Raw genomic sequence first — 13,609 nt, forward strand, 5'->3', positions numbered from 1 at the left:
GCAACTACGCTCGGATGTCGCTCCACTCAAATCAACACTGGTGGTCAAGAAAATGAAGTTTACCTCTTACTGGCTGGACACATCTCAGCCGTTCAATGAAGGATCGTCCAAACCGCTCGAAGGCCACTACGACGTGGCGATTGTGGGCGGCGGCCTGACCGGCTCCTCCGCCGCGCTGGCCCTTGCCAAAAAGGGCGCCAGGGTTGCCCTGCTGGAGGCCGAAACGATCGGCAACGCCGCGTCCGGCCGCAATGGCGGGATGTGCAACAACGGCTTTGCCCAGAACTATGCAATCATGGCTGGCAAGCACGGCAAGCCGGCCGCAAATGCTCTCTACAAGGCTTTCGACGCCGGCGTCGATATGGTCGAGCGGTTGGTGCAGGAAGAGAAGATCGACTGCAGCTTCTCCCGCGTCGGCAAGCTCAAGCTTGCCGCCAAGCCCGAACACTACGACATGCTGGCGCGCAGCCAGGAACTGCTGGCGGCCAATGTCGATCCCGAAACCAGGATGATCGCGCGCGAGGACCTGCGAACCGAAGTCGGCACCAACCGCTACCATGGCGGGCTGCTCTTTCCCAAGAGCGCGGGCATGCATGTCGGCCGGTTCGTCCGGGGCCTCGCGACCGCCGCTGCCCGGCGTGGCGCAGACGTCCATGAACGCTCGCCCGTCATGGCGATGCGCAAGGGTTCAGGCGGGCATGAGGTAACGACGCCAAAGGGCAAGATCGTCGCGCGGCAGGTCCTGTTGGCGAGCGGCATTTCCCAGGTTGGCCCGCTCGGCTGGATCCGCCGGCGCATGATCCCGGTCGGCGCCTTTCTGATCGTGACCGAGCCGCTGTCGCCCGACCACCTTAAGCGTCTCATGCCGACCGGGCGCATGATCGTCGACACGCGCAATCTCGTTGTCTACTGGCGGCTCACGCCAGACAATCGCCTTCTGTTCGGCGGGAGGGCGCGCTTTGCCGTGTCCAATCCTCAATCCGACGAAAAAAGCGGCCGGATACTCAAGGCGGCGATGGTCGAGGTCTTTCCGGAACTGGCCGGCACCCGCATCGACTACTGCTGGGGCGGCATGGTCGATATGACCCGCGATCGCCTGCCGCGCGCCGGAGAGCGCGATGGCATCTATTACTCAATGGGCTATAGCGGACACGGGACCCAGATGTCGACGTTGATGGGCACCATCATGGCCGACGTCATGGACGGGCACCCCGAGCTCAATCCCTGGAAGGATTTCGACTGGCCAGCGATCCCCGGTTATTTCGGGCGTCCCTGGTTCCTGCCGATTCTCGGCGCCTATTACCGCATGAAGGACCTTGTAGGGTGATGACGCCCCTCGAACACCTGTCCCGCAACGGCCACCTGGACAAGTTTTTCATCGACGGTCAATGGGTTGAGCCGAGCGGCACCGCGACGGGCGCCGTCGTCAATCCCGCCACAGAAGAGGTTGTGAGCCAGTTTCCGCTTGGAAATGGCGAGGACGTGGACGCGGCCGTTGCAGCGGCTCGCAGGGCATTCGCCACCTGGAGTCGGACCACGCCAGAAGACCGCGCGGGTCTGCTCGATCGCCTGCAAGCGCTGCTCGAGGCGCGCGGCGAACTGCTGGCTCAATGCCTGAGCCTCGAAATGGGCGCGGCGATCGGCTATGCGCGCAGCGCGCAGGTGCCGCTGGCGATCACCCATGTTAAGGTCGCTCGCGATGTGCTGACAGACTTTCGCTTCGTCAAGCAACGGGGGCAAACCGCCGTCACCCACGAACCGATCGGTGTCTGCGCCTTGATCACTCCGTGGAACTGGCCACTTTACCAGATCACCGCCAAGGTTTCGCCGGCGCTCGCTGCAGGCTGCACGGTCGTGCTGAAGCCGAGCGAGCTTTCTCCCTTGGACGCCCTGCTGTTTGCCGAGGCGATCGAGAAAGCCGGCTTCCCTGGCGGAGTTTTCAACCTCGTGCAAGGTGACGGTCCGTGCGTGGGGATGGGTCTCGCCTCCCATCCCGATGTGGATATGATCTCCATTACCGGGTCCACCCGCGCGGGCATTGCGGTGGCCCAGGCGGCAGCGACCACGGTCAAGCGTGTCGCGCAGGAGCTCGGCGGCAAGTCGCCGAACGTGATCCTGCCGGACGCAGATCTCGATCGCGCCGTTTCTCTGGGCGTAGCCGCCGCCTTCCGCAATCTCGGCCAGTCATGCAGCGCCCCGACGCGCATGATCGTGCCACGCGCGCTGCTCTCCGAGATCGAGGCAATCGCCAAAAGGGCCGCAGCCCAGATCGTAATTGGCGATCCTCTTTCGGAAGCCACAACTCATGGTCCAATCGCAAACCGTGCCCAATTCGACCGCATCCAAACCATGATCGGCGTCGGCATTTCTGAGGGCGCCAGGCTCCTCACCGGAGGACCGGGTCGTGCGCACGATCTGAACGTCGGGTTCTATGTGAGGCCGACTATCTTTTCCGACGTCCGCACGAGCATGCGCATTGCCCAGGAAGAGGTCTTCGGGCCCGTTCTCTGCATCATCCCCTACGACACAATCGAGGAGGCCGTCACCATCGCCAACGACACGGTCTACGGTCTGGGCGCCCATGTGCAGGGCGAGGATGTGGACGCCGTCAGGGAGGTGGCCTCGCGGATACGCTCCGGTCAGGTGCATCTCAATTACCCGGCCTGGGATCCGCACGCCCCGTTTGGCGGTTTCAAGCAGTCTGGAAACGGACGCGAATATGGGGTCGAGGGCATGTTGGAGTATCTCGAGGTCAAATCCATCCTCGGCTATTTCTAGGCGACATCTTCGCCAAGCACAGGGGCGCGCGCCCGTGGGCCGAGCCGAGCTCCTGGACCGGGCTCGCGTACGAACCTGGCAATTTGCCATGGCTCTGCGCCGCGCTGGCGATCTGCTGAGTAGCCGGTCGAGGCCCGGTAGCGAGGCTTGGTCGATCTAGGATGCCGTCGAAATTAGAAATGTCTGGCCGTAACGGTCCAGTCGATCAAGTCTGTACGGTTTCGTACATCGAATTGAACACAACCGTGGATAGATTACCATCGCCCTGGGCCGCGTACGGGGAGGGTTGGATGAGTAAGGTGCAGAGGATCAGTCCGGTAGTAGAGCAAGCAATCGCCGCAGTCCTCAATAGGGAGGATCGTGGTGACACCATCTCGATCACAGCGACATTAAAGGCAGCACGGCAAGCCGCCCCTTATCTGGTCGCATCCGACGAAGAGCTAACCGAGGCGATCGTCGAGGCAGCAACTGCCCTTGGCCTGTCCGTGGCTTTCGACAGCCGGGAATAGCCGCCGGCTCACCAGTTCTTGCTCGCTACCCTGGCGCGCTTACTGCGAGCCCACGCGATGACGCGTGCGTGCTCGTCCGCCATAGCCGCGCCGAAGCGGCAAGGCATCGCGGATGCCCTGCGCAGTGATTGCGTCCTTGTTATAGCCAGCATCGCCAACGAGCGCCCACACTGCTTGCGAAAGACGTTGGACAACGCTGCGCCAGCGAATGGCCTCTCGTGCCTTGCTGCGCCAAGACGGTCGGCGAAGGCAGGCCATCCCGGCTCCGATCAAGTGCCCTGCGCCAGCCGGTCCACCAAGGTTGCCGCGATCACCCTCGATGTCGTAGAGCCTATGGTGGGCGGTTAAAATTGGCGGAGAAGAATATATGCCAGAGCACCCGAAACTCGTCTCGACTGCCAAGTCGCATGGCGGCGCCCAGCATGTTTACTCTCATCTCTCAACGAGCTGCTCGTGCGAAATGACGTTTGCCATTTTCGTGCCTCCGCAGGCACGGGAACGGCGTTGCCCGGTGGTGTGGTACCTCTCCGGACTCACCTGCACCCATGCGAATGTAATGGAAAAAGGCGAATACAGACGTATTGCCGCCGAACTTGGCTTGATCGTTGTCTGTCCCGACACCAGCCCGCGTGGTGCCGACATTCCGGATGAAAAGGACAATTGGCAGTTCGGCAGCGGCGCCGGTTTCTACCTCGACGCGACGCAAGAGCCATATGCCAAGAACTATCGCATGTATTCCTATATCGTCGAGGAGCTGCCAGCTGTAATCGGGCGCGAATTTCCCGCCGATATGGCGCGCCAGTCGATCTTCGGCCATTCGATGGGCGGGCATGGCGCGCTGACGATCGCACTGAAAAATCCCGCACGTTTCAGGAGTTGCTCAGCATTTGCGCCGATCGTGCAGCCAAGCACAGCCGGCTGGTCGAAGCCGGCTTTCGAAAAATATCTCGGCCGGGATGAGGCCTCGTGGCGGCGCTACGACGCCACTTCGCTCATCGAGGATGGACACCGTTTCCCGGAATTCCTGGTCGATCAGGGAACATCAGACGGTTTCCTCCAGGAGGACCTCAGGCCTTGGCTGCTCGAAGACGCCTGCTCCAAAACCGGCATTCCGTTGAAATTGCGGATGCAGGACGAATACGATCACTCCTATTTTTTCATTTCGACCTTCATGCATGACCATATGACGTGGCATGCCGAACGGCTTTCACGAGGCTAAGGCCAGAGGAATAGGTCGGCAGTCAGGCGGGCTCGGTGACGACGCCGATACGCCGGTAGACGAATGGTCCGTCCTTCGAAGGAACCGCCGCAGCGCGCTGGGCTTCGTCGATCAGCATTGCCATGCGCGCATGGATCGGCGATTTCGCGCAAGCCGGGTCCGTCGCGGCGGCATCGCCGGCGATTGCCATAGCCTGGCAGCGGCAGCCGCCCCAATCGATCTCGCGCCGCTCACAGTTGCGGCAGGGCTCCTGCATCCAGTCCGTACCACGAAAGGCATTAAATGCCGGGGAATCGGTCCAGATCGCGGCCAGGCTGCGCGGTCCAAAACGCTCGAAGCTGAGCGACGGGATGGTCTGGGCAGCGTGGCATGGCAGTACGGTGCCGTCCGGCGTCACCATGAAGGCGTCGCGCGCCCAGCCGCCCATGCACGGCTTGGGATAGATGGCGAAATAATCCGGCGTGACGAAATCGATGTTCATGATGCCGGTGAGCCGTTCGCACGCCGCCGCGACGATCTCCGCCTGCCGGTCGACGGCAGCACGCTCGGGCATCAGTTGATCGCGATTGGTCAGCGCCCAGCCGGCGTACTGCACGTTGGCGATCTCGAGACGCTCCGCACCCAGCGAAAGGGCCAGATCGATGAATTCCGGTACCTCCTCGATGTTGTGGCGATGGATCGGCGCGTTGATGGTAAGCGGCAAGCCGGCCGCGCGAGCGCGCCGTGCCGTTTCCAGCTTCTTTTCGTGGCTGCCCCTGTGATTGCCGATGCGCTCGGTGGTCGCCGACCGTGCGCCTTGAAAGCTCAGTTGCAGATGGTCGAGTCCGGCTTCGGCAAATGCCTCGATGCGGCCATCCGCAATGCCGACGCCGGCGGTGATCAGGTTGGTGTAGACGCCGCGGGCCGAAAGCCCGGCGATCAATTGCTCGAGATCGCGACGCAGCGTCGGTTCACCGCCGGACAGATGCACCTGGAGAACGCCAAGATCGGCCGCCTGCGAGAACAGGTCGAGCCAACTCTGCGTGTCGAGTTCGCGATTGGCCTTCAGCAATTCGAGCGGATTGGAGCAATAGGGGCATTGCAGCGGGCAGCGATGCGTCAGTTCCGCCAGCATGCCGATCGGGGGGAGAGGGGGCTCGCTCATAGCTTCACCAGCAGCTTGTCCGACCATTCCTGCAGGAAGGCGACGACATCGGCCGCCACAGCCTCCTGTTCGGCGTCATAATCTGCGGCAAGGCCGGCAATGATGTGGCCGACCGTGGACCGTCCATCGCAGCGGCGCAATATGTCGAGGCTGATATCGTTTGGCCAGAACACCTTTTCGGGCGAAAGCACGGCGAACGCCTGGCGCACGGGGTCGTACTGTATGCGCACGTGCTTCGGCAGCGATGGAACCGACTGCGGCGACACCATGGCTCTTTCGCGCAGTGCCATCATTGGGCTGCCTCCGGACGGAAGGCGCCGGGCGGGATATTGCCCGGCTCGCCATAGGCGTGTTGAAGCGCGTCAAGCATGGCCCAGAGTATATCGCATTTGAACACCAGTGCATCGATCGCCTGCTGCTGGCGTTCCGCCGTGTCGGCATGTTCGAGCACATAGGCAAGAGCGAAGTCGGCGTCGCGCGAGGCCTGTTCTGGCCGTCGGCTGAAATAGGCCAGCGTGTCCTCGGTGATATAATCGTATCTGGCCAGCATCGCGGGTACCCGCTCGCCGATGATGAGCGGCGAGAACATCTCGGTCAGCGACGACGCGACCGCCTCTAGCAGGGTCCGGTTCGTGCAAAAGGAGAGGTAAGCGCCAACCGCGAAACGTGTCGCCGGCAGGGCCAGCCTCTCGCTCTTCACCGCGTCGGCATCGAGACCGAGCGAGGTCGCCAGGTGCAACCAGCGCGCAATACCGCCGCTCCAGCCGTTCTCGCCGTCATGATCCTCGATGCGTTTGCGCCAGGCGGCGCGAAACGCCGGATCCTCGGCATGTGCGAGGATCATAGCGTCCTTGCGTGGAATGACGGCCTGATAGCAATAGCGGTTCAGCGCCCAGGCCTGCATCTCGGTCTTCGACAGCGCACCGCTGGTCATCCTGTGATGGAAAGGATGGCGGTTGTGATAGCGCTCGGCACCGACCCGCCGCAGCACGGCTTCGAGCTCGCTGGAGGACAGGCCGTTGCTGGCTGCGTCGTGGAAATCACTCAAAGGTCCATCTCCATCCCGTCGCGGGCCACTTCCCAGCCAGCCGCTTTGACTGCTGCATGCTCGGCAGAATTCTCGTCCAGAACAGGATTGGTGTTGTTGATGTGGACGAAGACACGGCGGCCGATCCTCACATCGGCCAAGCCGGCGATCGACCCCGCGTCTCCCGACATTGCCAGATGCCCCATGCGCGCACCGGTCTTCTGGCCGACGCCGGCAGCAATCATCTCGTCGTCGGTGAAGACCGTGCCGTCGAACAGAAGGCATGCGGCATCGGCTAGACGCGTTCGCAGGTTCGCATCGATGCGGGCGCAGCCGGGGATGTAGAAGACGGAGCCGCGACTGCCGGCACCGGCGATTCGAACGCCGATCGTGTCGCCGGCATCGGAGCTGAAATTCGCATCCGGCTGGCCTCTTTCTTCGAGATAGAGGGCTATCTTCCCGGGCACGGGAAAGCTCTCGACAGCCACCCCAGTGTCGTGCCCGTCTGCATCGCAGATCGCCAGTTCTTGCGCCGGCGGCAAGATGCGTCGCGGCACGAGCGCCGGATCGAGGACATTGAAAATCGAATTCGCCTCCAGCGTTGCCAGAACCTGAGTCGTTGCATAGACAGCGAAAGGCTGCCGCTCACGCAGGCTGAGCAGGCCGGCGACATGATCGACATCGGCGTTGGTCAGCACCACCGCGCGAATAGGTGTCGAGCGCAGCGGCGCGTCGTGCGCGGGTTGCAATTCAGGCGTTGCCGCGATCTGCTGGCGAATGTCGGGCGACGCGTTGAACAGAACCCAGCCGAGCCCATCCGCCGACGCGGCGACACTTGATTGGGTTCGTGAATGCACGCCAGCTACCCCCGTGCGAGCCGCACGGCTCAGACGATAATTGCAGTTCCATTGCGGAAAGCCACCGCCTGCCGCCGATCCGATGATTCTCAAGCGCATGAAAACGCCCGCCCCGCGGCTTCTCTGACCAGCAGCCGATTTGCAGCCGCAAAAAACGTCCCGCCCGCTTTGCGTGCCTCAAACTCTTTCACGAAAATCCCATGCGGCAAGGGGATGCGTGCCCCTGTTGCCAGGGACACGCACCTCTGCGGCCTACTTCTTGGGAGTAATTTCAGCAGGCAGATACCGCGAAATTTCAAAGCCCGCAGCAACCTGACACATGGTCGGTTTTGTCCAGCTCTTCTTCATAACATTTCTCCTCTTCTACCAGCCCGAAGGGGCCGATCCGGTGGTTAGCCAACCATTGCAGGGCACCGAAGCAATGGCTCGTCCATCACGTCTCAAAATGGACAAATGAAACACAAGGTTTTGAAAGGCCGAAAAACAAAACTATCGAAAGTAGCTGTAGTTCTCTTCAATTGTTCATCGCGTAGGTTATTTTCTCCTCCTGACCCATCCCAACTATTGCGTAATCGGATTGTCGTGCTCGTCGATCAGCGGCACATTGTAACCCAGCAGGAGCTTGGTGATCTCCGCCTGGTTTTCCCTGATCACCCGGTTGAGCGTCCGCTTCCATTCCTGGTCGGACGGACGTACGCCCATGGTGATGCGGTAGGACATGCGCGAGCCGGTTTTTTCCTTCAGCAGCGGAACAATGGTGACATCGGCTCCGAGTTCCCTGGCATAGTAACCTGCCATCGGCCCCCACAGGGCCGCCGCGTCAATCTTGCCGGCGAGCATGTCCTTGATCATGACCTCCCCTATGGAAGGGGTGACGCGCGTATCCACCGCCAGCGGGTAGATCTTGGCGGTCCGCAGAAGCTTGTTGGTGGCCATGTTGGCGGTTGGCGGCGTGCTTTCGACGACGCCGATTCTCTTGCCGGAAAGTTTCGGGTCTTCGATCGTCTCGACGCCTTCCATGCCGTTGCCTTTCGGGTATACGAGCACATAGGCGGAGCGGTAGTAGGCATTGGTGTTCTGCACCAGTTCATCACCTTGGGCGTAGCCCATGATGATGTCGCATCGGTTGGCCCCCAGCGTGTTGCGCACAAAGCCGGTAACATTGGGAAACCACGTGTAAGCGACTGATTTCCGCCCCGTGTTCTTGGCAACCAGTTCAGCCAGCTTGTTTTCGAAGCCTTGGCCGCTCTTGTCGGTAAAGGGCATGTTCGAGGGATCGGCGCAGACGCGCAGAATGTCAGGATCGACCAGTTCGCCCGCAGCGCCAAGCCCGGCATTTTGCGCCAGAACGTTCGACGGCAGCAAGGCGAGCGCGCCGAGGATCGGCAGAACGACGCGCAGCTTCGATGCAGTGCAGCCGGTCATATCATCCACCCATGCAGGATGCTTCGGCATCCTTGGCTGCCTGAGCCTTGTTTTCGTGCTTAGGCGGCCTGCCGCGGGGTGCCGCGCCATCGGCGCGAGCGCGCAGATAGACGTAGAGATCGTCCAGGTAACAATAGACGTTCTTGTTGTCGCCAAAGGCAGGCATGACATTTTCCTTGCCGCCGCCGACATTCTTGCGGCCCTCGGCGACGATCGACAGGAACGTGGCGTAATCCATGTTCTTCAGGCTATTAGCCAGGGCAGGCGCATAGCTCGAACCTGTGGCGTCCTGTCCGTGACAGACATGGCAATCTGAGTGATACCGGCGATACCCGCTGAAGGTGTACCAATCGACGGTTCCGTTTTCGATCTTGTAGGTCGGATTTCCGTCCGCATCTAAATATTTGCCTCCTTCTTGCTTCACCGCCTTGGCTTTTTCCATGCTGTCTTCGGCCCGTGCCAGACTTGAGCTGGCCAGAGGCAGCAGGATCAGGGCGAGAGCGGAAACTGCAATGCGAACGATCATTCAGACTCTTCCTTCATTTGCCAGAAACCCTGGCTGCCGTCGTGCAGCGGCATTGATCGGTGTTGGGTGGGCGGCGCAATCGAGAGCCCGGTTCCCGGCTTCGGGTGACCCGGGCTCTCGTTTTTCGAACCTAGTCGTAAGGCTCTTCCCGGCTATCAGTCCGGGAGGCCGAACACGGTGAGCTGGCCGCCCAGCGTCGTATAGTCGGCAAGTGCAGCGTAACCGCCGACAGCACCCAGACCGGCGGTTCCAACGACTGCGGTCTGGTCGCCCTGCGCACGGCCCTGATCAACGGCACCATGCCAGGCAGCGGCGTTATCGGGCGAAAGCAGCCCACCTGCCAGACCGATACCGGCCCATCCACCGACGCCGGACAGAACGGCGACGTACTGCTTGCCGTCATGTTCATAGGTCGTGATGTTGCCGATGATGCCGGACGGGGTCTTGAACTTGTACAGTTCCTTGCCGTCCTTATCGACCGCCTTGATGTAACCTTCGAGGGTACCGTAGAAGACGACGTCGCCATCGGTCGCCAACGCCCCCGACCACACCGAGAACTGCTCGGGCTTCGACCAGACGATCTCACCCTTGGCTGCATCCCAGGCAATGAAGTTGCCCATGTTACCGTCACCGCCAGGCGCCGCATACATCGACACGGTAGCGCCCACATAGGGCTGACCGGCGGTGTAGCTCACTTTGTAAGGCTCATAGTCCATGCAGACATGGTTGGTCGGCACGTAGAACAACCCGGTCTTCGGCGAGTAGGCGGCCGGCTGCTGGTCCTTGGTTCCAAGCGCGGCCGGGCAGATTCCGGTCGAGTTGGTGTCTTCGCCGTTCTGCTGGGTCGAATACTTGGCGACGACCTGTGGGCGGCCATACTGGTCGCTCTTGGGATCCATGTTGACTTCCGTCGCCCAGTTCACTGCCGGATCGTATTTTTTGGCGACGAGAAGTTCGCCGGTGGCTCGATCCATTGTGTAGGCAAAGCCGTTGCGGTCGAAATGCACCAGCACGTCGTGCTTGGCGCCGTTGACCTCCATGCCATCGACGAGAATCATCTCGTTGATGCCGTCATAGTCCCACTCGTCATGCGGGGTCATTTGGTAGAGCCATTTGGCAACACCGGTATCCGCATCGCGAGCCATGATTGTCATGGACCAGCGATTGTCGCCTGGGCGCTGGACCGGGTTCCACGTCGAGGGATTGCCGGTGCCGTAGTAGACGAGGTTCAGCTTGGGATCATAGGAATACCATCCCCATGTCGTGCCGCCGCCCGTCTTCCACTGTTCGCCTTCCCAGGTGTTCGTGCCGGAATCCTTTCCGACAGGCTTGCCGAGATGGGTCGTCTTCTCAGGATCGAGAAGGGTGTCTGCATCAGGACCTTCCGAATAGGCTTTCCAGGCGAGCTTGCCGTCTTTCAGATTGTAGGCGGCCAGCCAGCCGCGAACACCGAATTCAGCACCGGAGACGCCCACGAGCACCTTGTCCTTGATGACTACGGGTGCCGACGTGCCGGATTCGCCCTTTCCGCCGTCGGTCTGGTCGCCGTTCTTGACAGACCACACGACCTTGCCGGTCTTGGCATCGAGCGCGACGACGGTGGTGTCGGCCTGGTTGAGAATGATCTTGCCGTCGCCATAGGCGACACCGCGATTGACCGTGTCGCAGCACATGATCGGAATGACGTTCGTGTCCTGCTTGGGCTCGTATTTCCAGAGGATCTTGCCGTCGTTCTTGAGGTCCAGAGCATAGACGTTGTTTGGGAAAGGCGTGTGGACATACATCACGTCGCCGATGATTAGCGGCCCGCCTTCGTGACCACGCAGCACGCCGGTGGAAAAGCTCCATTTGACCTGCAGGTTTTTCACATTGTCGGCAGTGATCTGGTTGAGTTTGGAATAGCGGGTGTTGGCGTAGTCACCCGTCTGCATCGCCCAGTTCTTCGCATCCGATGCGAGCTTTGCAAGGTCTTCATTGGCCGAAGCCGTATAGGCAGCGCCGAGCGATAAAAACGCCGCGGTCGTCAGAATGTAGGTAGTTTTCGCAAGTACACGCATCCAAAATCCTCCCGGGTTCACAGTGAAGAATCGACCGTCAAGCCCCACAAGGGCTTGCCCAAGCAATTCATGTTGGGAAGTTATTTTCCGGCAGCTGTCACGACCTACCCCGAAGCAGAGGGCACCGTTACCGCCCGCCCCCCTTGGTCTTCGAAAGACTGCCGCCGCTCCCTGATGACGGTGGCGCTCTTGAAGCCGGAAACAGGAAAAAGCTATGTCATCGTAAAAGGCCAGGCAAGCAAAAACCTACAATGCATCGTTGCGCTGCAATATCGATTATGGTGCGGTGCAATATTCAGAAACAATTAAAAGAAGCGTCTTGTGAAAAACTATTAAGCAGATGAGCCTCCAGCCGCGACATATATAGCAACCATATTGTTCCCGTATTCTCAAGGTGATACACATTTAACTTTATTTCGATATATTCTACGAGGCACCTCGGAGTAAGTATGCGTGCATCTCGCTGCCTGCCGATAGTGGGCGAAGCATGAAATGAACGCGAGAAGGGGGGTGCACAGCGGGTCATGAAGCTGGCTCTTGTCGGCCGATAGGGCATTCCTCCTTTGGTCCTATACGCAGGCCATGGGAGCTTGACTGGCTTTGCGGCACGTCGCCAATTGGAGCGATGATCCCGTCTGGATGCATGGTGTCCAGGCCAACTGGAGGTTCCTCATGATAAGGTCTGTTGGATCTCTCACCTTGCCGGTGGCCTTTGCGGCGCTGGCCTTTGCGAACTCGGCCAATGCCGCGGGAGACTACCCGACGGCAACGATTGCCGACTACGTGCTCGGCTGCATGCAAACAAATGGCCAGACACGTCAGGCGCTTGAAAGCTGTTCCTGCTCGATCGATGTTATTGCCTCGATCCTTCCTTACGATCACTATGAGAGGGCGGAGACCTTCAAAAGCATGTCGTTGACGACAGGGGAGGCGGCAGGGTTGTTTCGCGAAAGCGCGCCGGCGAAGGCGGCGCGCACGGAACTGAAACGCGCGCAGGCGGAAGCTGACATACGTTGCTTTTAGTCAGGCGGAACAGGCACGCGTGGCCGTGCGCCTCACAGTCCCGCTGTTTCCATCGGCCGATGGCCGCGAAATACCTTGCCATCCGTGATACCTTGCCATCCGTGTCTGTCGCCTCCGCACGGATTTCGCCTTTGCCATCCGCCGTGATCAATTCGTCCACGTCCTGGAAAGCAAAGACGTTGTCGGCGACTTTCCTGATCTTGAATTCAAGGCCGCCGGCAGCGGCGAGAGCGGTCCGCCCGAGGCAACAAAGGCAGCACCGCGGCGCTGACCGCGGTGCAGGCGAAGCCGTTCACAAGCTTGCGTCGTACCCTGTCGATCGGCATGTCTCCTCCGATATGCATTCCGAACGGCAAGGCGATCAGGCCACATCCGGAAATTTTTGCTGGAATGACCGCAAAAGGTCGCTCATCACCTGTGGATTGCGATGTTGCCGCGGCAATCTTACGTCGAACATGCGAACCAGGAATGCCGATCAAATCGCTCGTTCCTTGCTCGGAAAGGCACATTTCCAGCGCACGACCTTGAGCCTCGGATGTTCCTGAGACCATTTTGCGATCTCGGCAGGCGCCAGGAACATGCATTGGAACAGAGAGCCGCGGCTCTCGAAATAGACATGTTCATCTCGGCAATTGCCCGGATTGGCGCTAAGGCACACCGTTAATATGAGATCGACCATGTCCATCTGGCACTTATCGTCGCCTGCGCGGCGAACTCTCCAGAGTTCGTGCTTTGGAGTTGCAGCGGATTCCTGAAGGTGCCCAAACAGCAAACCGGTTGGAGTGAGGCTACGCGCTCGGCCAATAGGCGTCAATAATGTGAACCGCGTGTCGCTGCGCACTTCCCCTTCGCGCAGTCGGGAAACGAAACAGGACCTTTGTACGATTGACTTCCGTCATCGGCAGTCTAGCTTTTCGAGGCGTGCAGGTGCTGCCAGTCCGGGGAGGAAGGACGAACGTTTGCTCTCCGGCGTAAACGGGGATGCCGGCGATCAAGGCATCGACACGCGTAAATTGTCCGGGGCACTCACACGATCAATGAGGA

General features: G+C 60.4%; 13 protein-coding genes. 5 read left to right on the forward strand and 8 right to left on the reverse strand.

Going from position 1 to position 13,609, the window contains the following annotated elements:
• The first annotated feature begins 52 nt into the window (after positions 1 to 52).
• The 4 genes from NKI95_RS18935 (at position 53) to fghA (ending at position 4,506) form a co-directional block, all read left to right on the forward strand.
• The gene (locus tag NKI95_RS18935) at positions 53 to 1,327 is read left to right on the forward strand and encodes an NAD(P)/FAD-dependent oxidoreductase (RefSeq protein WP_352718822.1); all 1,275 of its coding nucleotides are present in this window, start codon (positions 53 to 55) and stop codon (positions 1,325 to 1,327) included.
• Complete coding sequence (locus NKI95_RS18940; protein ID WP_352718823.1) at positions 1,324 to 2,778, forward strand: aldehyde dehydrogenase family protein; 1,455 nt, start codon at positions 1,324 to 1,326, stop codon at positions 2,776 to 2,778. The genes NKI95_RS18935 and NKI95_RS18940 overlap by 4 nt, the downstream gene beginning before the upstream one ends.
• Positions 2,779 to 3,068: 290 nt before the next feature.
• Positions 3,069 to 3,287 (forward strand): hypothetical protein, encoded by a 219-nt coding sequence (locus NKI95_RS18945; protein WP_352718824.1) that lies wholly within the window; start codon positions 3,069 to 3,071, stop codon positions 3,285 to 3,287.
• A gap of 367 nt (positions 3,288 to 3,654) precedes the next feature.
• Positions 3,655 to 4,506, forward strand: a complete 852-nt coding sequence (gene fghA / locus NKI95_RS18950; protein ID WP_352718825.1) for an S-formylglutathione hydrolase — start codon at positions 3,655 to 3,657, stop codon at positions 4,504 to 4,506.
• A gap of 22 nt (positions 4,507 to 4,528) precedes the next feature.
• On the opposite strand, the gene pqqE is transcribed toward fghA, so the two are convergent.
• From pqqE to NKI95_RS18985, 7 genes are all read right to left on the reverse strand, one after another.
• Positions 4,529 to 5,650, reverse strand: coding sequence for a pyrroloquinoline quinone biosynthesis protein PqqE (pqqE, locus tag NKI95_RS18955; protein ID WP_352718826.1), 1,122 nt, complete (start codon positions 5,648 to 5,650; stop codon positions 4,529 to 4,531).
• A complete protein-coding gene (pqqD, locus tag NKI95_RS18960; protein WP_352464196.1) occupies positions 5,647 to 5,943 on the reverse strand; it encodes a pyrroloquinoline quinone biosynthesis peptide chaperone PqqD in 297 nt (98 codons plus the stop codon). The genes pqqE and pqqD overlap by 4 nt, the downstream gene beginning before the upstream one ends.
• Positions 5,940 to 6,698 (reverse strand): pyrroloquinoline-quinone synthase PqqC, encoded by a 759-nt coding sequence (pqqC, locus tag NKI95_RS18965; RefSeq protein WP_352718827.1) that lies wholly within the window; start codon positions 6,696 to 6,698, stop codon positions 5,940 to 5,942. The genes pqqD and pqqC overlap by 4 nt, the downstream gene beginning before the upstream one ends.
• Positions 6,695 to 7,633 carry a pyrroloquinoline quinone biosynthesis protein PqqB gene (gene pqqB / locus NKI95_RS18970; RefSeq protein WP_352718828.1) on the reverse strand — a complete coding sequence of 313 codons (939 nt, stop codon included), beginning with the start codon at positions 7,631 to 7,633 and terminating at the stop codon, positions 6,695 to 6,697. Before pqqB ends, pqqC begins: the two co-directional genes overlap by 4 nt.
• Before the next feature lie 462 nt (positions 7,634 to 8,095).
• On the reverse strand, positions 8,096 to 8,959 hold the full coding sequence (locus NKI95_RS18975) for a substrate-binding domain-containing protein (protein WP_352718829.1): 864 nt from the start codon (positions 8,957 to 8,959) through the stop codon (positions 8,096 to 8,098).
• Between the two features lies 1 nt (position 8,960).
• The gene (locus tag NKI95_RS18980; protein WP_352718830.1) at positions 8,961 to 9,485 is read right to left on the reverse strand and encodes a c-type cytochrome, methanol metabolism-related; all 525 of its coding nucleotides are present in this window, start codon (positions 9,483 to 9,485) and stop codon (positions 8,961 to 8,963) included.
• 155 nt (positions 9,486 to 9,640) lie between these two features.
• Positions 9,641 to 11,416 carry a methanol/ethanol family PQQ-dependent dehydrogenase gene (locus NKI95_RS18985; protein WP_502909203.1) on the reverse strand — a complete coding sequence of 592 codons (1,776 nt, stop codon included), beginning with the start codon at positions 11,414 to 11,416 and terminating at the stop codon, positions 9,641 to 9,643.
• A 798-nt stretch (positions 11,417 to 12,214) separates the two neighbouring features.
• Here NKI95_RS18985 and NKI95_RS18990 point away from each other — a divergent pair.
• Positions 12,215 to 12,565: a hypothetical protein gene (locus NKI95_RS18990; RefSeq protein ID WP_352718832.1), complete on the forward strand. Its 351-nt coding sequence runs from the start codon at positions 12,215 to 12,217 to the stop codon at positions 12,563 to 12,565.
• A gap of 206 nt (positions 12,566 to 12,771) precedes the next feature.
• Here NKI95_RS18990 and NKI95_RS18995 read toward each other — a convergent pair whose 3' ends face one another.
• Entirely contained in the window at positions 12,772 to 13,116 is a 345-nt protein-coding gene (locus NKI95_RS18995; protein WP_352718833.1) for a hypothetical protein, read from the reverse strand.
• Positions 13,117 to 13,609 lie beyond the last annotated feature (493 nt).

Origin of the sequence: Mesorhizobium sp. M0306, assembly GCF_040321655.1 — a bacterium.
Lineage (GTDB): Bacteria > Pseudomonadota > Alphaproteobacteria > Rhizobiales > Rhizobiaceae > Mesorhizobium.

Excerpts from the sequence above, each read along its gene's own strand:
- NKI95_RS18975 (WP_352718829.1), bottom strand. The coding sequence starts at position 8,959 with ATGACCGGCTGCACTGCATCGAAGCTGCGCGTCGTTCTGCCGATCCTC.
- NKI95_RS18985 (WP_502909203.1), bottom strand. The coding sequence starts at position 11,416 with ATGCAGACGGGTGACTACGCCAACACCCGCTATTCCAAACTCAACCAG.
- pqqE (WP_352718826.1), bottom strand. The coding sequence starts at position 5,650 with ATGAGCGAGCCCCCTCTCCCCCCGATCGGCATGCTGGCGGAACTGACG.
- NKI95_RS18945 (WP_352718824.1), top strand. The coding sequence starts at position 3,069 with ATGAGTAAGGTGCAGAGGATCAGTCCGGTAGTAGAGCAAGCAATCGCC.
- pqqB (WP_352718828.1), bottom strand. The coding sequence starts at position 7,633 with ATGCGCTTGAGAATCATCGGATCGGCGGCAGGCGGTGGCTTTCCGCAA.
- NKI95_RS18980 (WP_352718830.1), bottom strand. The coding sequence starts at position 9,485 with ATGATCGTTCGCATTGCAGTTTCCGCTCTCGCCCTGATCCTGCTGCCT.
- NKI95_RS18935 (WP_352718822.1), top strand. The coding sequence starts at position 53 with ATGAAGTTTACCTCTTACTGGCTGGACACATCTCAGCCGTTCAATGAA.
- pqqD (WP_352464196.1), bottom strand. The coding sequence starts at position 5,943 with ATGATGGCACTGCGCGAAAGAGCCATGGTGTCGCCGCAGTCGGTTCCA.
- fghA (WP_352718825.1), top strand. The coding sequence starts at position 3,655 with ATGCCAGAGCACCCGAAACTCGTCTCGACTGCCAAGTCGCATGGCGGC.
- NKI95_RS18995 (WP_352718833.1), bottom strand. The coding sequence starts at position 13,116 with ATGGTCTCAGGAACATCCGAGGCTCAAGGTCGTGCGCTGGAAATGTGC.
- NKI95_RS18990 (WP_352718832.1), top strand. The coding sequence starts at position 12,215 with ATGATAAGGTCTGTTGGATCTCTCACCTTGCCGGTGGCCTTTGCGGCG.